This is a genomic window from Pseudomonas sp. Sample_24 (assembly GCF_004307605.1).
Lineage (GTDB): Bacteria > Pseudomonadota > Gammaproteobacteria > Pseudomonadales > Pseudomonadaceae > Aquipseudomonas.
Genome location: NZ_RCNW01000418.1, coordinates 1 through 18,229, shown reverse-complemented (window position 1 = coordinate 18,229; position 18,229 = coordinate 1). Strand labels below are relative to the sequence as shown.

Genomic DNA, 18,229 nt, shown 5'->3' with positions numbered 1-18,229 from the left:
CGTTTATTCACTGGTAAGGGCCGTGACCGGGTCGAGTCGGGCAGCTTTGCGGGCCGGCATGAAGCCGAAGACAACACCGGTGACCAGGGCGCAGCCGAAGGCGCCCAGCACCGCTATCAGGGAGAAGGCGACCGCGACTTCGCTGAGGACCAGCACGCCACCGACGATCAACGCCAGGGCAACTCCGGCGAGCCCGCCGACGACCGACAGCATCACGGCTTCCGTCAGAAACTGGCGCAGGATATCCCGCTGCCGGGCGCCGGTGGCCATGCGAATACCGATCTCGCGAGTACGCTCACGCACGGTCATGAGCATGATGTTCATCACACCGATACCGCCCACCAGCAGCGAAATCGCGGCAATCGAACCGAGCATCAGCGACAGGGTGTTCTGCGTGCGCGCTTCGGCCTGGATCATCGCCGCGTTGTTGGTCAGTTCGAAATCCTTCTTGCCGTTGTGCAGGCGCAGCATCAATTGCTCGATGGCGCGTTCCGTTTCCTTGACCTTGCGCGCATCGGCGGCGGCAATCGCGATGTACTCCGGGTTGTGTGTGCCGAACAGGCGCACGCTGGCGGCGGAGTAGGGGATGGCGATGCGGTCGTCGCTGTCGGAGTCGCCGGAGCTGGCACCTTTTTCCGCCAGCACCCCGACCACCTGGAACGGCACGTTCTCGATCAGGATGTATTGGCCAATCGGGTTGGCCACATCCTTGAGCAGTTTAGTGCGGACCTTATGGCCGATCACCGCCACGGCTGCCGCGTTCTGTTCGTCGGCTTCGGTGAAGTAACTGCCTTCGACTACAGGCCAGTTGAAGATCGCGGGGAAGTTGGTGTCGTTGCCGCCGACGTAGCTCAAATGGTCGAGGTTGCCGAAGCGCACCCCGGCTTCCTGGCCGTTGACCGGCATGATGCGCATCACTTGCGGCAGGCTGGCCACGGCCTTGACTTCGTCGAGGGTGACGATGCCCAGCGGTGTACGCGGGTTGGGCGACGATCCGCTGAGGTAAATGATGTTGGAGCCGAACGCGCCCATCTGCGCCATGACCTGACGCTTGCTGCCTTCGCCCACGGCCAGCATCACCACCACCGAAGCGACGCCGATGATGATCCCGAGCAGGGTCAGCGCAGTACGGAACTTGTTGATCCACATCACCCGCCAGGCGGCCTGGACCGCGTCGACCAGTTCGCCTTTCCAGGCACCGGTAGCTTGGGCACCTTCGCTCAGGCGCTTACGCAAATCGACGGCTTGCAGTGCACCGGAGGTTGCCGACTGTTGCGCGGCGGGATTGTCACGGGCGCTGTCGCTGATGATCAGGCCATCGCGTATTTCAATGATGCGTTTGGCCCGGGCCGCCACTTCGCGATCGTGGGTGATCAGGATCACGACGTGGCCCTGGCTCGCCAGTTCGTCAAGCAGCGCCATGACTTCCTTGCCGCTGTGGCTGTCGAGGGCGCCGGTAGGTTCGTCGGCCAGGATGATGTGGCCGCCATTCATCAAGGCGCGGGCAATCGAAACCCGTTGCTGTTGCCCGCCCGAGAGTTGGTGCGGGCGGTTGCCTGTACGCGCGCCCAGGCCGAGGCGGTCGAGCAGGGCGGCGGCGCGGGCGTGGCGCTCGGCAGCCGGAATGCCAGCGTAGATGGCCGGCATCTCGACGTTTTCCTGGGCCGAGCCGGATGGAATCAGGTGGTAACCCTGAAACACGAAGCCGAACGCTTCGCGGCGCAGCCAGGCCAGTTCGTCACTGTCGAGCGCCGCGACATTTTCCCCGGCGAAGCGGTACTCGCCCGAGGTCGGCCGGTCGAGGCAGCCGAGGATGTTCATCAGCGTCGACTTGCCGGAACCGGACGCGCCGACAATCGCCACGAATTCCCCGGCATGGATCGACAGGTCAATGCCGCGCAACACGTGAACTTCAGGTGCGTCGCCACCGCCATAGGCCTTGCGGATGTCCTGCAGTTCGATCAGGGGCGTTTGCATTCAACCGCCACTCCCGTCGGCCGGGCCGATCAACAGGTGATCGCCTTCTTGCAGGCCGTCGAGAATCTGCACCCGCAGACGATCGCTGATGCCGGTGCGGACGTTGCGTTGTTCGATGCTGCCGTTTTTGGCAACCACTTGCGCGGTCTGGCTGCCGGCTTGTTTTCCTGCCTGCAGCGCCGCAATCGGCGCGGTGAGAACGTTTTGCGCCTGATCGGCGACAAAAAATACCTGGGTGGTCATTTCTGCCATCAACGCGTTGTCGGCGTTATCGACGTCGAGCAGTACGGTATACAGCACCACCCGAGCGCTGCCGCTTTTGCTTGAACTGGCGGGGCTGCCACCACCCTGACTGGTTTGGTCGAGAGGTTTTGGCGGCACCGGCAGAATCTGCCGCACGGTGCTTTTCCAGCGTCGGGCGCCACCGCTGAGGGTGGTGAACCAGGCCGTCATGCCGGGTTTGACATGGCCGATATCGGCTTCCGAGACTTCGGCCCAAACCGTCATCGGCGACAGTTTGGCGATGCGCAGAATCAACGGCGTCTGCTGCTGGGCATTGAGGGTCTGGCCCTCGCGGGCGTCGAGTGCGACTACGGTGCCGGACATCGGCGCGTAGATCCGGGTGTAGCCGAGTTCGGCCTGATCGCTGCGCAGGCTGGCCTGGGCCTGGCGAATCTGCGCCTGGAACATGTCGATGCGCGCTTGGGTGGCGCGCAGTTCGGCCTGGGCGGTCTGCACGTCTTCTTCGCGGGTGGCGCCACCGGCCTTGAGATACTGTTGACGCTGGAATTTTTGCCGGGCGAGTTCGTGCAGCGCACGCTGTTCTTCAAGCTGTGCCTTGAGGTTTTCGATGGAAAAACGTCCAGCGTCGAGTTTGGCCTGTTGCGTGGATGGATCGATTTCCACCAGCAACTGGCCTTCCTTGACGACATCTCCGACTTCCACATGGATCTTGTGGATTTGCCCGGACGCCTGCGCGCCGACATCGACATAACGCCGCGGTTGCAAGGTGCCTAGCGCGGTCACGCTGCTTTCGATATCGGCGCGGGTGACCTGCACCGTGACGAACTGGTCGCGGCCGGGAGGGATGATCTGCCAGGCGGCGACGGCGATAACGGGGATCAGACAGAGCGCAGCAAGCAGGGCGCGTCGGGCGGGACGGGGACGTTTCATGCAGGGTTCCGGCCAAAGGATTTCGGCCCGTCGTTCAGCGCGGGGGGCGGATAGAGACGGGTAGCTGTCCTGTAAACGAAGAAGCCATTGGGGAATTTAGCCTGGGACATATGGCGTGACAGCTGCCGCGTGCCTGGTTGATACAACCATCCTGTGGGAGCTGGCAAGCCAGCTCCCACAGGTATTGTGTAATTCGGAGGTTTCCACGGCCCGGCAACTATTTGTCAGCCAAGACAAAGCAATACTTTAAATCTATATGAGAATTACTATAAATTACGCAGCTCAATTGCCACTATCGTGCCATTGCCTGTTTTCTGGTCGATGAAGTGGCTCAAGACCGTCCCCGTGCCGGAGTCATGTTGGAAAACTACTATCGCGAGCTGGTGTGTTTCCTGAACGCCAAGCTCGGCAATCGCCAGGTTGCCGAAGATGTGGTGCATGACGCTTATCTGCGAGTCCTGGAGCGCTCCAGCGACGCGCCGATCGAGCAGCCGCGGGCGTTTCTTTATCGTACGGCGCTGAACCTGGTGATCGACGATCATCGGCGCAATGCACTGCGTCAGGTCGAGCCGCTGGATGTGCTGGACAACGAGGAGCGTTACTTCTCCCCGTCACCCCTCAACAGCCTCGATCACGGCCAGCGCCTGGACATGCTCCAGCGCGCGTTGGCGGAATTGCCTCGGTTGTGTCGCGAGAGTTTTCTGCTGCGCAAGATCGAAGGCCTGTCACATCCGCAAATCGCCGAGCAGTTGGGTATTTCCAGGGCCATGGTCGAAAAGCACATCGTCAATGCGATGAAACATTGCCGGGTGCGCATGCAGCAATGGGATGCGCACTGATCGGCGTCCTTTGATGCCTTGCGGTTAAATTTTATTTCACTGTCCTCGTTCCTACTCAACAGACGACCTACTGTCCTGCTCCAGGCCGGTCAGGTCACTTAGGCTCTCCTTGCCCCGTCGCCCCGGGGTTCATCCAGAGGACACTGGAAATGACACAGGCAATTGCATCGCCCATCGTTCACGACCTGATCGGCGTCGGCTTCGGCCCTTCGAACCTGGCGCTGGCCATCGCTCTGCAAGAGCGCGGTCCGATCCAGGGCGAACTGGATGTGCTGTTTCTCGACAAACAGGCGAACTACAGCTGGCACGGCAACACGCTGTCGACCCAGAGCGAGTTGCAGATTTCCTTCCTCAAGGACCTGGTGACCTTGCGCAACCCGACCAGCCCTTATTCGTTCGTCAATTACCTCAAGGCCCACGGGCGCCTGGTCGACTTCATCAACCTGGGCACCTTTTATCCATGCCGCATGGAGTACAACGACTACCTTCGCTGGGTTGCCGCGCAATTCGAGCGTCAGAGCCGCTACGGCGAAGAAGTGCTGACCATCGAGCCGGTGCTGCACAACCAGCAGGTTGAAGCGCTACGCGTGATTTCCCGTGATTCGACGGGCCATCAACATGTGCGCACCGCGCGTGCCGTGGTGGTCAGCGCCGGTGGCACGCCGCGTATTCCCGAAGCGTTCAAGGCACTGAAAGAGGATGGCCGGGTGTTCCATCATTCGCAGTATCTGGCGCAAATGGCCAGGCAGCCGTGCGTGAACAACCAGCCGATGAGCATCGCGATCATCGGTGGTGGGCAGAGTGCGGCGGAAGCGTTCATCGATCTCAACGACAGCTTTCCTTCGGTGCAGGTCGACATGATTCTGCGCGGCTCGGCGCTCAAGCCAGCCGACGACAGCCCATTCGTCAACGAAGTCTTCTCGCCGGAGTTCACCGACCTGGTATTCCACCAGCAGAGCAGCGAGCGTGAGCGTCTGGTCAACGAGTACCACAACACCAACTACTCGGTCGTGGACATCGACCTGATCGAACGCATCTACGGCATTTTCTATCGCCAGAAAGTCTCGGGCATTGCCCGTCACGCGTTCCGCACCCTGACCACCATCGAGACAGCCACCGCCACTGAGCGCGGTATCGAACTGGCTGTGCGCAACAATGCCACCGGCGAAGTCACGGCTCGCCATTACGATGCGGTAGTGCTGGCCACCGGATACGAGCGGCAGATGCACCGAAAACTGCTGGCACCGCTGCAAGCGTATCTGGGTGATTTCGAGGTGGACCGCAATTACAAGCTGATCACCGACGAACGCTGCAAGGCGGGCATTTATATGCAGGGCTTCTGCCAGGCCAGCCATGGCTTGAGCGACACGTTGCTGTCGATCCTGCCGATCCGCGCCGATGAAATCGCTGGCTCACTGTATGACCATGGTAAGCATCGCGGGCATGCCAGTTCGGTGGAGGATCTGTTATTGGCGACTGCCAGCTAAAGATTTGCCGGCTGCACAAGCGTTATCGCGGGCCCGTTCCCACAGTTCGATCTTTCATCACACATCTTTGTGTCCACTGAAGATCCCTGCGTGAGCGGGCTTGCCTGCGATTGCGCTCTGATAAACCGAACCGGTGCATTGGTATTTGGGAAAAGTCCTACAGAAAGGCCTTCGGGTCTTCCGTAGTCTTGCCACCTCAATAATCTGACCGGGGAGGCCACGTTGTTCAAAAAGTCCATACGCATCCTGATCGCGGATGAACAACACTTTAACCGGCTGAGAATCGAGCGCTGGTTCAACCAGCTCGGTTATTACCGGGTGGCCCCGGTGCAAGACATGGCAGAGCTGCTGGTTCTGGTGGAGTACGCCAGCGAGCCTTTCGATCTGTTGATCATCAACGCCGCAATGGGACACGGAAAACTCGACCTGCTGGATTTCTGCCTGGATAACCACCAGCTCGATCGCGTGATGATCTACGACGGCCAGCGCGCGCAACTGCCTGCAATCGCGCTCTGCGCGCAGCGCAAAGTCAGTGTTAGCCATGCCTTGTTGCCGGATCTCGCTTCGATCCAGCGGCTGATGGCCCTCGCGGATTCACGGCGACCGTCTGTCGGCACTGTCATTTCTGTCAGGTAGTTTCGCCTCGCTTTCCATGCAACAGTCCAGGCGCAGCCGCTGCGTCTGATTCGAGCCTTGCTCGAAGACTGTCAGCGCCCGTTTATCGTGTAATTGCCCAGGAGTTGCCATGAAGTCAGTGCTGATTGTGGACGATCATCCGGTGATTCGCGGCGCAGTAAAAATCGTCCTCAAGCTGGAAGGGTACAAACGCATCCACGAAGCCTCCACCGGTAATGAAGTCCTGCCGATGATCCGTGAACACCAACCGGAACTGGTGATACTGGACCTGAACCTGCCGTTTCTCGATGGGCTTGATGTGTTGGCTCGCATCAAGGCGGGCGAGGTGAATTGTCGCGTGGTGGTCTTTACCTCTCAGGAGCCGTCGTTTTATCAGGACCGCTGCATGCGCGCCGGAGCCGCTGCCTATGTCGCCAAGACCAACGACCTTGAGCACCTGCACAAGGCGGTGCACGCGGTGATGGGCGGATATACCTACTTCTCGCGGCTGCCCACAAGTTCAGTCTCGATGAGCACGTTGCAGCGCAGTGAAAAACAGATGATCGACAATCTGTCAGACCGGGAGTTGACGATTTTTCAGCATCTGGCCCGCGGAATGAGCAACAAGACCATCGCCGACATCATGCATTTGAGCCACAAGACCGTCAGCACCTACAAAACCCGTTTGATTGAAAAACTCAATGTGGATTCGTCGGTGCATCTGCGGGATCTTGCCCGGCGTAATCATCTGATCTGAGAGAACGCCATCGAACTTTCGCGCAGCTTTAGAAAACGTTTGTTGCTGGTGCTTTGTTTGTGGGCATCGAGTGTCTGTGCGCAACCGCAAACACTGACGCTGCTCGGGCGCTCCAGCGTGGAAGGAGGTAGCGTCCAACTGTCGGAAGCCGATGCACGCTGGCTGCAGCAAAAACGTCGATTGGTGCTGGCGGTGTCAGCACCCGACTATCCACCTTTCGACATCACCACCACGGGACATGCCCTGGAGGGGCTGACGGCAGACTATGCCGACCTGCTCAAACAGTTGTTGCAGACAGAGATTGAAGTTCACCGCTACGCCACACGCGCCGAGGCGGTGCAGGCCCTCAAGCAAGGAGCGGCCGACCTGCTGGGAACGGCCAACAGTTATGAGGCGCAAGACCCGCAGTTACAGATGTCCAGTACCTATGCCGTCGATCAACCGGTGTTGGTCACCCGTACCGACTCACCGCAAACGCTGGACCGGGCGCTGGCCGGCAAACGTCTGGCGATGTTGTATCACTACTTGCCGGAAGAGTACGTGCGGCAGTTCTATCCCGGGGCTCGGGTAGAGTTGTTTCCTTCGACGCTGGGCGCGGTGGGGGCCGTGGCGTTCGGGCAAGCGGATATCTACCTGGGTGATGCCATCAGTGCCCATTACCTGATCAGCAAGAACTACCTGAACAACGTTCGATTGGCGAAATTTTCCTCCATTGAACCGGGCCGGTTTGCGTTTGCCCTGGCCGGTGACAATCGCCGGTTATTGCGCATCGTCAACCAGGCATTGGCGGCGATCAGCGCCAATGAACAGATCAGCATCTTGCGCCGCTGGGGCGCAGGGGGGGCCACTGTTTCCGGCACCCAGCCATTGCAGCTAAGCGTGGTCGAGCAGCGCTGGCTCAAACAAAACCCGCGTTTGCGGGTGGCGATCAATGAAAACATGATGCCCATTTCATTTTTCGACAGTGAAGGCCGATTTCGCGGTATTGCTGCCGACGTTTTGGAAAAAGTCAGCCTGCGCACCGGTTTGAAGTTCGATATGCGACCGACCCAATCCGTCGCTGAAATGCTTGAGTGGATCAGGACCGGTCAGGTGGACCTTGTCGCGGGGATCAGCCCCAGTATTGAACGCGAAGCCCAATTGCTATTCACCCGTCCGTTCCTCACCAGTCCGAATGTGCTGGTCACCCGCGTGGAACCGGGCAGCCCCGCGACCCTCGATGACATGGCCGGCAAAACCCTTGCCGTTACCCAAGGCAACAGTGCTGGCGAATTCATCCGTCAGAATTTTCCGCAGATCCGGCTGGTCAACGCATCGTTGACGGCGGATGCGATGGAGAAGGTCGCGCAGGGCAGGGCCGATGGCGGTATCAATTCGTTGATCGGCGCCCGCTACATGATTTCGCGGCTGTATCGTGGGCGATTGCAAGTGACCAGCACCGTCGGCGTCGAACCTGCTCGCGGCACGCTGGCGACCAGTCGAAACGCGACAGAGTTGCATTCGATACTGGACAAGGCGTTGCTGAGCATTGCCCCCGAAGAAATCGACGAGATGACTCAGTATTGGCGCAATGACCTGATGCTCGAACAGAGTTACTGGTTGCGCCATCGCCAGCAAATTCTTCAGGCCTTTGCGGTCGCCGGCAGTTTGTTGTTGCTCGCTTTGGCCTGGATTGCCTGGCAGCGTCGGCAGATCCGTCAGCGCCAGCAATTGCTTGCCCAATTGCAAGACGCCAAGGAGGCGGCCGATGAGGCAAACCGGGCGAAGACCACGTTTCTGGCAACCATGAGCCATGAAATTCGTACGCCCATGAATGCCTTGATCGGCATGCTGGAACTGGCGCTGAAAAGGGCGGACGAGGGCGTGACCGACCGTGCGGCCATCGAGGTGGCGTCCAATGCCGGGCAACAGTTACTGGGGTTGATTGGCGACATTCTGGACATTGCGCGCATTGAGTCCGGTCATCTGTCGCTGACCCCGGAGCGGGCCAATCTGCAGGACCTGGTGCTCTCGGTGGGTCGGGTGTTTGAAGGCCTGGCGCAGCAAAAGAACCTGCGCTGGCGGGTCGAACTTGAGGAACACAGCGACCGCGATGTGCTGGTCGATCCCACGCGCTTCAAGCAGGTGTTGTCCAACCTGTTGAGCAACGCGATCAAATTCACCCAAGAAGGTGAGGTCAGCCTGACTCTGCGCACGGTGTCGACGTCATCCGATCGATTGGCGGTCAGCCTGCGTGTAGAAGACAGCGGCATCGGCATCAGCACCGCGGACCAGCAGCGATTGTTCAGCCCCTTCGTGCAGGCCGGCAATAGCCGGCAATCTGGCCGCCAGGGTTCCGGTCTTGGACTGGTGATCAGCCGCACGATATGCGAAATGATGGGCGGCCGATTACATCTCCACAGTGTGCTCGGAAGCGGTACGCAAGTGGACATCAACCTTGAGCTGATCGCGCTGCAACCGTTGCCGGCCATTGAAGTACACAAGCATGACGACCTGCCACCCACTCGAGCGCTGTTGATTCTGGTGGTTGACGATTATCCGGCGAATCGTTTGTTGCTTTCGCGGCAGTTGAGCTACCTGGGGCATCACGTGCTGTTGGCGGAAGATGGCCAGCAGGGTTTCGAGCAGTGGCGCGGGCACGAAGTGGACCTGGTCATCACCGATTGCAACATGCCGGTTGCCAGTGGTTATGAACTGGCGGGTGCGATCCGCGATGAAGAACGGTTCGAGGGCGGATCACCGACATTGATTCTGGGGTTTACCGCCAATGCACAGCCGGAGGAAAAAATCCGCTGTATCGAGGCGGGTATGGACGATTGTCTGTTCAAACCGATTCGATTGGGCGACTTGAGCAAATGGCTGGCCGAAAGGTTCGGCCACCTCCCGACGGGCGCGAACGAACAACGGCCAAACGCCGAGATCGACTTGAGCGGTTTGGCGAAGTATGTCGGTGCGGACGATGAACTGATCGCCGAATTGCTGCGCGACGTAATGGCGACTAATCGCGATGATCGCGCGCGTCTGCTGCAGGCACATGTCACCCACAATTATCCTCTCCTGCAAGAGCTGGCGCACCGTATCAAGGGCGGCGCGCAGATGGTTCGTGCGCAGTCATTGGTGACGTGTTGCGAACAACTGGAGCGTGCCTGCGGCGAGGGCCGCGCTTCGCTGATCGACGCCGCCGTCGATCAGCTGCAACAGGCGATGACGCGCCTGGACCGTAGTCTTGAGGTCAGGCGCGATTAATCCCAGTTCGGTGCGATGCCTTTGGGGCTGGTCAGGCGTTGGCCGCGATCCAGGCTGCAGATCAGCGCCATGTCGGCGTCACTCAACTGCATGCCACAGGCCTTGAGGTTGCTGGCGAGGTTGATGCGTTTGGTCGACGAAGGAATCACCGCGTACCCCAACTGCATGGCCCAAGCCAGGGTGACCTGTGCCGGTGTCGCCTGAAGGCGCTCGGCGATGTGTGCAATGACCGGGTCCTTGAGTACTTCGCCATAGGCCAGGGTCATGTACGACGTGATCTGGATACCCTGGCTTTGCGCGAACTCGACCACCTTGCGGTTTTGCAAGTACGGGTGCAGTTCGATCTGGTGGGTGGCGATGTTTTCGGCACCGACGGCGGCGATCGCCCGTTGCATCAGGTCGATGGTGAAGTTCGACACGCCGATCTGCCGAGTCAGGCCCAGGCGCTTGGCTTCGAGCAGGGCGCCCATGAATTCTTCGACCGATACCTGGTCTTCGGGCGAGGGCCAGTGGATCAGTGTCAGGTCCAGGTAGTCGGTCTGCAGTTTTTGCAGGCTTTCCTTGAGGCTTTCAAGCAGACGATCCTTGGCGAAATTGGCCACCCAGATCTTGCTGGTGATGAACAGCTCTTGCCGGGGGATGCCGCTGGCGGCAATGGCTTCACCGACTTCAGCTTCGTTTTCGTAGATTTGCGCGGTGTCGATGGCCCGGTAGCCAAGTTCCAGAGCGGTGCTGACCGAATCAATGACCACCTGGCCTTGCAAGCGAAAAGTACCAAGACCGAATGCGGGAACAGACATGAATGACTCCAGAGGTTGCAGTGGGAATGCATTGAGTATCCGCGCCTGCATTCGCGGGAAAAACCGCTGGGTGGGCAAAGCAATGTTTACCGTAAGTCAAGAAACGCTGTATTCCGGTGAGGTTATCGACGTTTGAAATGTCCTCTTCGCGAGCGACCCCGCTCCCACATTTAATCTTCAGTGAGCACGGGCTTTTTTGTGTCCCATATAGATTAAATGTCTGAGTGGGCTCGCTTGCGAAGGCAGCACCGCGGTTCTGGAGCCTTACCCTCGAGCCTCAAGAATCATGCAAGTGGTCGTCCCTGTCGCATACAAGCGCCCATCCACATCATAAATCCGCCCTTCGGCCAGTGCTGTCGAGCGCCCCAGATGGACGATTTTGCCCTCGGCGCGCACCGGGCCGCTGGCGTTGTTCAAGGCGCGGACGTAGCTGATGCGCAGGTCCAGCGTGGTGTAGCCCTGGCCTTTTTTCAATTGCGTATGGATCGCACAACCCATGCAGGAGTCCAGCAACGTTGCGGCATAGCCACCGTGCACGGTGCCCAGCGGGTTGTAGTGCCTTGAATCGGGCGTGCCCTGAAAAACGAACAGCCCGGCGGACCATTCGATAGGGATGAAATCCATCAGCACGCCAATGGGCGGCGAAGGCAGGTCACCGTTGCCGATGCCTTCGAAAAACTCGGCAGGCGACAGGGCGCTGACCTCGGCCATGGACAAACTGCCAGGTCCTTGCAGACGAGCGCGTATGGCCTGTTCCTGGGCGATCCATTGGGCGAGGGTGGCTTCGCGGTTGGGGCTTTGCATATTCAAGACCTCGGGCAGGAGCGGATATTATGGTTGTAATTCTCGGTAATATTATGTCCGGAATAAAAAGTCCGCCAGTCCCATAAATCCTGAGCTTCTCACTATCAGAGGGTGTTGATGCCTTGCACCATCGTTCTCCCGATAGAACACAGAGACTGATTTTTGCAGTCTAGTGCAGCAAAGGTCATGGTTTTAAGCTTTGTCCATGGCCTTACTCACTTCATCAGGAGACACCATGAAAAACATCATTGGTATCTACACCAGTCCACGGACCCATTGGGTCGGCGACGGTTTTCCGGTGCGCACGCTGTTTTCCTACGACAACCTGGGCAAACACATCAGTCCGTTTCTGCTGCTCGATCACGCCGGCCCCGCCGAATTCACTCCGACCACCGAGCGACGTGGTGTGGGGCAGCATCCCCATCGCGGCTTTGAAACCGTGACGATCGTTTACAAAGGTGAAGTGGAACACCGCGATTCCACCGGCAGCGGCGGCAAGATCGGCCCCGGCGATGTGCAATGGATGACTGCCGCTTCCGGGATCCTGCATGAAGAGTTCCACTCCAGCGACTTCGCCAAAATCGGCGGCACGCTGGAGATGGTGCAACTGTGGGTCAACTTGCCGGCCAAGGACAAAATGGCCGAGCCCGGTTACCAGACAATCCTCGATGGCGATATCCCGAGCATCGCCTTGAAGGACAACGCCGGCCGCCTGCGATTGATTGCCGGCGAATTCGACGGCCATGCCGGCCCTTCGCACACCTTCACGCCCATCGATGTCTGGGACCTGCGCCTCAATGGTGGCAAGTTGCTGACACTGGACTTGCACGAAGGTCGCAACACAGCAGTGGTGGTGCTGCGCGGCACGGTTCAGGTCAATGGTCTGGAACTGGTGCGAGAAGGGCAGCTGGCGCTGTTCGAGCGCAAGGGCGATCAGTTGAGCCTTGAAGCCAATAGCGACGCAGTGGTGCTGTTGCTCAGCGGCGAACCGATTGATGAACCTATCGTTGGTCACGGCCCGTTCGTGATGAACAGCGAGCAAGAAATCCACCAGGCGTTCGCCGACTTCCAGTCCGGCCGCTTCGGCCAGATGCACGGTTGACTGCAGGAGCTACCGCAGGTTGCGGCCTTTTGATCTTGATCTTCGGACGTTCTCGGAGCGATAAAAATCAGGATCAAAAGATCGCAGCCTGCGGCAGCTACAATGTGTGCGATATTTGCGTTCATTGTCCTGTGCCGGAGTTGCTTGATGCTGTCGTTGATCGCCGAACACCCGTTGATCTGCGCCTTGGTCCTGATCCTGATCGATATGGTCATGTGGCGCTTGATCGACGCCAACCACCACAGCTGGAAACTGTTCCTGCGGGTAGTGATTTTTTCGCTGTACAGCGTTTTGCTGTTCAACGAAGGCATGAACCCGATGGTGCCGGCGCCGTGGGCGGACAACGTGCCGTTGCACCTGGCGGCCACCGGTTTGCAGATCGCCTGGTGGTTATTCGCCGCGCGCACCCTGACGGTGCTGATTGGCGCGGCGATGATGCAAAGGGTCGGGCATACCGGGCGATTGCTCCAGGACCTGCTCGGTGCGCTGATTTTCCTGATCGCGGTGATTGCCGCGCTGGCCTATGTGCTCGATTTGCCGGTCAAAGGCGTGCTGGCGACTTCCGGCGCGCTGGCGATCATCGTCGGCCTGGCGTTGCAGAGCACACTCAGCGATGTGTTCTCCGGGATCGTCCTCAATACCACCAAGCCCTACCAACTGGATGACTGGATTGCCATCGACGGCACCGAAGGTCGGGTTATCGACATCGACTGGCGGGCCACGCGGTTGCAGACATCCCAGGGCAGCATGATCGTGATCCCCAACTCGCTCGCGGCCAAGGCCAAGATCACCAACTTCAGCCGGCCCAGTGACATGTTCGGCGTTTCCATCAGTTTGCAGGTCAGCCCCCATGTCCGTCCGCAAACCGTGATCGATGCTCTCGAGCGGGCCATGCAAGGCTGCCGCATTCTGCTGAGTGCGCCGGGGCCGAAGGTGGCGCTCAAAAGCTCCAGCGCTGCTGGCGCGGATTATGAAATCAGCGGGTTCGTTGCCTCGATGAGCGAAAAGCGCACGGTGCGCAATCAGCTGTTCGACCTGGCATTCCGGCACTTGCGGGCGTCCGGGATCAATTTGCTCTCGAGCGTCGAGCCCAATCCCGAGAGCGATTCTTCACGGCCACGGGCGTTGCTCGACAGTTCGCCGATTTTCTCGACCTTGCGCCAGGAAGAGAAAGAAACCTTCAGCCAGAACATGGCCCTGCAGACTTTCCGTGCCGGCGAGACGATCCTGGCGGCGGGGGAGGTCAGTCATCACTTGTTCATCATCGAGTCCGGCGTGGTGTCGGTGACGTTGAACGTCCACGGCGCGCTCATCGAAACCGGGCGCATGGGGCCAGGGGAAGTGATCGGCGAGGCTGGCATCCTCACCGACACATCGTCGGCTGCCGAGTTTGCCGCGAAGACTTTTTGCACGCTTTACCGTATTGAAAAGGACTACCTGAAACCGTGCCTGGATGCTCGCCACGACATCAACGATGCGATGAAAACCTTGCTGGATTTCCGCTTGCACAAGGTGCAGTCGCTGATTCAGGAAGAACCGGTTGTGGTGCGCAAGAAAGGGTTTTTGCAGTGGTTGCTCAAGCGCGCCTGACGGCGGTAAAGGTCGTCGGCGTCAGACCCGCGGCTCGACCGTCAACCAGTATTGGGTCATGCGGCTGATATTCAGCGGCAAGGTATCGCTGAGCAGGCGCAGGCTGGCGTCGGTGTCGCGCAGGGAAAATGCGCCCGACACACGCAGCCCGGCGACGTCCGGGTGGCAGCGCAATACCCCCGGGCGGTAGCGGCCAAGTTCGCTCAACAGTTCATCCAGTCGCATGTTGTTGGCCAGCAGCATGCCCTTGTCCCAAGCGACGGTGTCGAGGTCAAAACGCTGCGCAGCCTCGGCCCTGTCGAGCCTGAAGCGCTGACGCTCGCCAGCACTGAGGGTCGTGCTTTCGCGCAGTAATTGCGGGGTGACCACCACTTGCCCTTCGAGAACGGACACCCGACTTGTGGCGTTTTCTGTGCGCACGCAAAACCGGGTGCCCTGCGCATGAGCCGTGCCTTGCGGAGTTTCGACGATAAAGGGGCGCGCGCCGGGGTCTTTGGCGCTGCTGATCAACATTTCGCCATTGAGCAACAGGACGCGTCGCTCTTGCGGATTGAAAGCGATGTTCACCGCGCTGTCGGTGTTGAGCAGCAACTGGCTGCCATCGGGCAGTTGAAGGTTTTTCTGTTCACCCACGGCGGTGCGCTGATCGGCGGTCCATTGCTCCCAAGGCAGGTGTTGCGATGCCATACCCAAGGGCCCGGCAATAAACAACAAGCCCAGCCGGGTGAGGGTCTGTCGGCGACTCAAGCCCTCTTTGCGCGAAGCCCGTTGCAAAGTCTGCATGGCGAGGTTGGCCGGCACACCACGAAAATCCCCGAGCAGTACTTCGACCCGCTGCCAGGCCTGGGCATGCTCGGCACTGCGGCTGCGCCATTGGGCGATGGCCTGGTGATCGGCGGCCGTTGCCGTGCCGGAATGCAGTTGCACCAGCCAGTCGGCCGCTTCGCCAAGAATCTGCGGGTTGATCAGTGACGAATTCATCAGGCGACACTCAGGCAGGCAATGAACGCCGTGCGCATGTGGCGTTTGACGGTGATCAACGAGACATTCAAACGGGTGGCGATCTGCGCGTACGTAAGGCCCTCGATCTGCGACAGCAAGAACGTTTCGCGGGTGACGGCGGGCAGTTCCCGTAGCAGCGCTTCGATGCGCCACAGGGTTTCAAGGATCAGCAGACGGGTTTCCGGCGACGGCACTTCGGCCGCCGGCAAATGCGCGATGGTTTCCAGGTACGCGCGCTCGATGTCCTGCCGCCGCCAGCGGTCAATCACCAGGCCTTTGGCAATGTGCGTCAGCAATGCCCGCGGCTCGCTGCCCAGCGGTTTCACCACCTGACGTGTCAACAAGCGCAGGAAGGTGTCGTGGGCCAGGTCGGCCGCATCACAACGGTTGCCCAGTTTGCGATGCAGCCAACTCTGCAGCCAACCGTGATGTTCGCTGTAGAGATGATGAACTTGCTGGTTCAGGGATTGATCGGCGGACGGCATGGCGGGCAAGTACTCGACTCGGGCATCCTGCGTGAGTGCAATTAAGAATTGATCGCATTCTAGTGGGGCGGGCCGAGTGATGGCAATTCACATTTCGCAGTTTCTTTCGGAACCTGTGCCAGTGGCCTCCTCGAGTTCTCGAATATTGGCTATTTGTCCTTAACGCTCGGGGGACTAACGTAGCTCCACCCCCATTTGTCCTGGAGCTCACCATGCAACCGCGTATCGATTTCTACACCGCCAGCCCTGATGCCCTCAAAGCCATGATCGCGCTGGAGACCGCTGTATCCAAGCTGCCGCTGGAAAAGAACCTGATCGAACTGGTCAAGTTGCGCGCCTCGCAAATCAACGGTTGTGCCTTCTGCATCGACATGCACACCGCTGACGCGATCAAAGGCGGCGAAACCCCACGCCGTCTTTTTGCCGTGACTGCCTGGCGTGAAGCGCCATTCTTCACCGAACGTGAACGCGCCGCTTTGCTGTGGACCGAATCCCTGACCCAGCTCAGCCTGACCCACGCCCCGGATGAAGATTACGAGGTGGTCGCGGCCCAGTTCAGCCCCAAGGAACTGGTCGACCTGACAGTCGCCATCAACACCATCAACAGCTGGAACCGCCTGGCCGTCGGCTTCCGCAAAACCCCTCAGGCCTGATTTTCAGGAACAGTGCCGAGGCTCAATGGGCATCGGCACTCGGCGTGGGCGGTGGTTGCTCCTTGGTGAACACCATCGGGATCATCGAACCACCGAGAAGTCCTTGCAGCGCGCGGAAAGCAATCATGCTCTGGATGTTTCAGGCTGCGCCGCAGAGCAGCTTGCGATCAGGTATCTGGTTCCTCTGCCAGTGGTCGGGCAGAGCCAGGAAAAGCGAGGGTAATGCAAGGAGGCGATTGTGGTTTGGTTACGGCATCGAAACACAAGAAACATTATGAAAGAAGCAGTCGAGCGCGAGCTTCCGGACCCTATGCTAGCTTGAGGGGCAGCTGATCACGGCTACAAAACCTCGTAACCAAAATGTGCAAAGAAGCTCGCTTATGCCGCTACAGCGACCCATTTCCTCATTACCCGCCTGCGACGAAAACGGGAACCTTTTTCAGGTGAAAGACCGTTCAACTAGCACTTGGGTACATGACGGCTCCACATTTGACAGGGCCGCAACGTCAGCGGTCCTGGATGATCTTTGTTTTGATTTACCGACGGGGGCTGATGAATCTTGTTTGGTAAGCGGCCTTGTGACAATGCCATTTGTGCAGGCTTGAATGGGCGCCCGACGGCGCCCGTTGTTCAGCGGGGCTTCAAGCCGAAAGCTGTGCCTGCAAACGCCGTCCTACGACATCCATCAAATCGCAACCCTCGCGCAGAGACGTCACCAACACCCGCGCCAGTTCACTGTGAACCCCTTCATTGAAGGCAAAACTTTCCAGCAATTGAGTCGCAGTGCGGATGCGGTAGGCCGCGGTTTCGTGCAATACGTCGAGCGGTGCTTCGGTGTCGATCAGCAATGATGGGATGGTGCAGTCGATGCCGGTGACAGGCATGTATCGATCCATGACAAAAATCCTCCTTGGGAAAAGAACGCGACCACAACCTTTACCGATTTGACGGAGTTTCGGTTGAACCGCCGGGTGGGTCGATGTTGTCCAGCGCTCGATTGACCAACAACCCTCCCAGCGCGGCCAGTTGCTGGATGGCCAACGCTACATTGCGGCGCGAACCCTCCAGTTCGCAGGCGAGATCGGTGCTCATGACATTGAGCGAGGCAAGGGTTTCACAGGCGTGACAAAGCAATGATTCGGTGTCGACATTCGGGACGATAGTAAAGACATCGCTGACGGGGTCAGGGCGCTTTGGATTGCGCAGGCGTGCACTGACGAGCGGCTCGGTGATGTCCGAGAGTTTGGAGAGATCGATAGCCTCGAAGGCTGATTGGTCAGAGGGTTGAGAAGAGTTGGGGGCGGCTTTTTTCACGTTGGTGCTCCGAGCAAGGGTTGAGGAATATGTAAGTCCTGCGCCGCCGATCAAAAGTGGTTGAAGGCAGTACATGAGTTGATGGACTGCTGGATTTATTACCAGAAAATTCTATTTAATTAATCATAAAATTGAACATCTATGTAATTAAATGATTCATCTTCGGTTGCTTCGATAGTTCTGTAGGTTGATTCGTCAGGTAGCTTTAAAATTTCCGTAGGAAATATCTTTAAGTTAAGTCTGGCGGGTCTGTCAGACTTGACGTTGAGAATGCTCGTGTGAAACATTAATTGACGGTTATCGGGTGTGGTTGCAATATTATTTTTGTATAGAGATAAGGTTGGTATTGTTTTTTAATAAAAAATAACGGTGTTGAATTTCTGTC

Annotated in this window: 16 protein-coding genes; 8 read left to right on the top strand and 8 right to left on the bottom strand. The window is 58.8% G+C overall.

The window, feature by feature from the left end:
* Positions 1-3 precede the first annotated feature (3 nt).
* Together D8V06_RS24185 and D8V06_RS24180 are read right to left on the bottom strand one after the other, a co-directional pair.
* Positions 4-1,977, bottom strand: a complete 1,974-nt coding sequence (locus D8V06_RS24185; protein WP_130931956.1) for a MacB family efflux pump subunit — start codon at positions 1,975-1,977, stop codon at positions 4-6.
* A complete protein-coding gene (locus D8V06_RS24180; protein ID WP_130931955.1) occupies positions 1,978-3,150 on the bottom strand; it encodes an efflux RND transporter periplasmic adaptor subunit in 1,173 nt (390 codons plus the stop codon).
* Between the two features lie 326 nt (positions 3,151-3,476).
* On the opposite strand from D8V06_RS24180, the gene D8V06_RS24175 reads away from it, so the two are divergent.
* The 5 genes from D8V06_RS24175 (at position 3,477) to D8V06_RS24155 (ending at position 10,094) form a co-directional block, all read left to right on the top strand.
* The gene (locus D8V06_RS24175; protein WP_082557599.1) at positions 3,477-3,989 is read left to right on the top strand and encodes a sigma-70 family RNA polymerase sigma factor; all 513 of its coding nucleotides are present in this window, start codon (positions 3,477-3,479) and stop codon (positions 3,987-3,989) included.
* Positions 3,990-4,138: 149 nt separating this feature from the next.
* Positions 4,139-5,476, top strand: a complete 1,338-nt coding sequence (locus D8V06_RS24170; protein ID WP_130931954.1) for a SidA/IucD/PvdA family monooxygenase — start codon at positions 4,139-4,141, stop codon at positions 5,474-5,476.
* A gap of 222 nt (positions 5,477-5,698) precedes the next feature.
* The gene (locus D8V06_RS24165; RefSeq protein ID WP_130904184.1) at positions 5,699-6,112 is read left to right on the top strand and encodes a response regulator; all 414 of its coding nucleotides are present in this window, start codon (positions 5,699-5,701) and stop codon (positions 6,110-6,112) included.
* A 109-nt stretch (positions 6,113-6,221) separates the two neighbouring features.
* Positions 6,222-6,848 carry a response regulator transcription factor gene (locus tag D8V06_RS24160; protein WP_130904185.1) on the top strand — a complete coding sequence of 209 codons (627 nt, stop codon included), beginning with the start codon at positions 6,222-6,224 and terminating at the stop codon, positions 6,846-6,848.
* Between the two features lie 39 nt (positions 6,849-6,887).
* The gene (locus D8V06_RS24155) at positions 6,888-10,094 is read left to right on the top strand and encodes a transporter substrate-binding domain-containing protein (RefSeq protein ID WP_130931953.1); all 3,207 of its coding nucleotides are present in this window, start codon (positions 6,888-6,890) and stop codon (positions 10,092-10,094) included.
* Here D8V06_RS24155 and dkgB read toward each other — a convergent pair.
* Positions 10,091-10,894, bottom strand: coding sequence for a 2,5-didehydrogluconate reductase DkgB (gene dkgB / locus D8V06_RS24150; RefSeq protein WP_056854866.1), 804 nt, complete (start codon positions 10,892-10,894; stop codon positions 10,091-10,093). The two genes, D8V06_RS24155 and dkgB, sit on opposite strands and share 4 nt — an antisense overlap.
* A gap of 264 nt (positions 10,895-11,158) precedes the next feature.
* Positions 11,159-11,698 (bottom strand): PaaI family thioesterase, encoded by a 540-nt coding sequence (locus D8V06_RS24145; RefSeq protein ID WP_130931952.1) that lies wholly within the window; start codon positions 11,696-11,698, stop codon positions 11,159-11,161.
* A gap of 235 nt (positions 11,699-11,933) precedes the next feature.
* Between D8V06_RS24145 and D8V06_RS24140 the strand changes: the two genes are divergently transcribed.
* Both D8V06_RS24140 and D8V06_RS24135 read left to right on the top strand, forming a co-directional pair.
* On the top strand, positions 11,934-12,800 hold the full coding sequence (locus tag D8V06_RS24140; RefSeq protein ID WP_130931951.1) for a pirin family protein: 867 nt from the start codon (positions 11,934-11,936) through the stop codon (positions 12,798-12,800).
* 147 nt (positions 12,801-12,947) lie between these two features.
* Complete coding sequence (locus tag D8V06_RS24135; protein ID WP_056854863.1) at positions 12,948-14,390, top strand: mechanosensitive ion channel family protein; 1,443 nt, start codon at positions 12,948-12,950, stop codon at positions 14,388-14,390.
* A 21-nt stretch (positions 14,391-14,411) separates the two neighbouring features.
* On the opposite strand, the gene D8V06_RS24130 is transcribed toward D8V06_RS24135, so the two are convergent.
* Complete coding sequence (locus D8V06_RS24130; RefSeq protein WP_130931950.1) at positions 14,412-15,371, bottom strand: FecR domain-containing protein; 960 nt, start codon at positions 15,369-15,371, stop codon at positions 14,412-14,414.
* A complete protein-coding gene (locus D8V06_RS24125; RefSeq protein WP_056854861.1) occupies positions 15,371-15,877 on the bottom strand; it encodes a sigma-70 family RNA polymerase sigma factor in 507 nt (168 codons plus the stop codon). The genes D8V06_RS24130 and D8V06_RS24125 overlap by 1 nt, the downstream gene beginning before the upstream one ends.
* A 212-nt stretch (positions 15,878-16,089) precedes the next feature.
* On the opposite strand from D8V06_RS24125, the gene D8V06_RS24120 reads away from it, so the two are divergent.
* A complete protein-coding gene (locus D8V06_RS24120) occupies positions 16,090-16,530 on the top strand; it encodes a carboxymuconolactone decarboxylase family protein (protein ID WP_056854860.1) in 441 nt (146 codons plus the stop codon).
* A 641-nt stretch (positions 16,531-17,171) separates the two neighbouring features.
* Here the strand turns inward: D8V06_RS24120 and D8V06_RS24115 are convergent.
* Positions 17,172-17,426 (bottom strand): hypothetical protein, encoded by a 255-nt coding sequence (locus D8V06_RS24115; protein WP_130931949.1) that lies wholly within the window; start codon positions 17,424-17,426, stop codon positions 17,172-17,174.
* Positions 17,427-17,466: 40 nt separating this feature from the next.
* Positions 17,467-17,844, bottom strand: coding sequence for a DUF6124 family protein (locus tag D8V06_RS24110; RefSeq protein ID WP_130931948.1), 378 nt, complete (start codon positions 17,842-17,844; stop codon positions 17,467-17,469).
* Positions 17,845-18,229 lie beyond the last annotated feature (385 nt).

Excerpts from the sequence above, each read along its gene's own strand:
- D8V06_RS24120 (WP_056854860.1), top strand. The coding sequence starts at position 16,090 with ATGCAACCGCGTATCGATTTCTACACCGCCAGCCCTGATGCCCTCAAA.
- D8V06_RS24130 (WP_130931950.1), bottom strand. The coding sequence starts at position 15,371 with ATGAATTCGTCACTGATCAACCCGCAGATTCTTGGCGAAGCGGCCGAC.
- D8V06_RS24135 (WP_056854863.1), top strand. The coding sequence starts at position 12,948 with ATGCTGTCGTTGATCGCCGAACACCCGTTGATCTGCGCCTTGGTCCTG.
- D8V06_RS24160 (WP_130904185.1), top strand. The coding sequence starts at position 6,222 with ATGAAGTCAGTGCTGATTGTGGACGATCATCCGGTGATTCGCGGCGCA.
- dkgB (WP_056854866.1), bottom strand. The coding sequence starts at position 10,894 with ATGTCTGTTCCCGCATTCGGTCTTGGTACTTTTCGCTTGCAAGGCCAG.
- D8V06_RS24180 (WP_130931955.1), bottom strand. The coding sequence starts at position 3,150 with ATGAAACGTCCCCGTCCCGCCCGACGCGCCCTGCTTGCTGCGCTCTGT.
- D8V06_RS24185 (WP_130931956.1), bottom strand. The coding sequence starts at position 1,977 with ATGCAAACGCCCCTGATCGAACTGCAGGACATCCGCAAGGCCTATGGC.
- D8V06_RS24145 (WP_130931952.1), bottom strand. The coding sequence starts at position 11,698 with ATGCAAAGCCCCAACCGCGAAGCCACCCTCGCCCAATGGATCGCCCAG.
- D8V06_RS24125 (WP_056854861.1), bottom strand. The coding sequence starts at position 15,877 with ATGCCGTCCGCCGATCAATCCCTGAACCAGCAAGTTCATCATCTCTAC.
- D8V06_RS24140 (WP_130931951.1), top strand. The coding sequence starts at position 11,934 with ATGAAAAACATCATTGGTATCTACACCAGTCCACGGACCCATTGGGTC.
- D8V06_RS24170 (WP_130931954.1), top strand. The coding sequence starts at position 4,139 with ATGACACAGGCAATTGCATCGCCCATCGTTCACGACCTGATCGGCGTC.
- D8V06_RS24115 (WP_130931949.1), bottom strand. The coding sequence starts at position 17,426 with ATGGATCGATACATGCCTGTCACCGGCATCGACTGCACCATCCCATCA.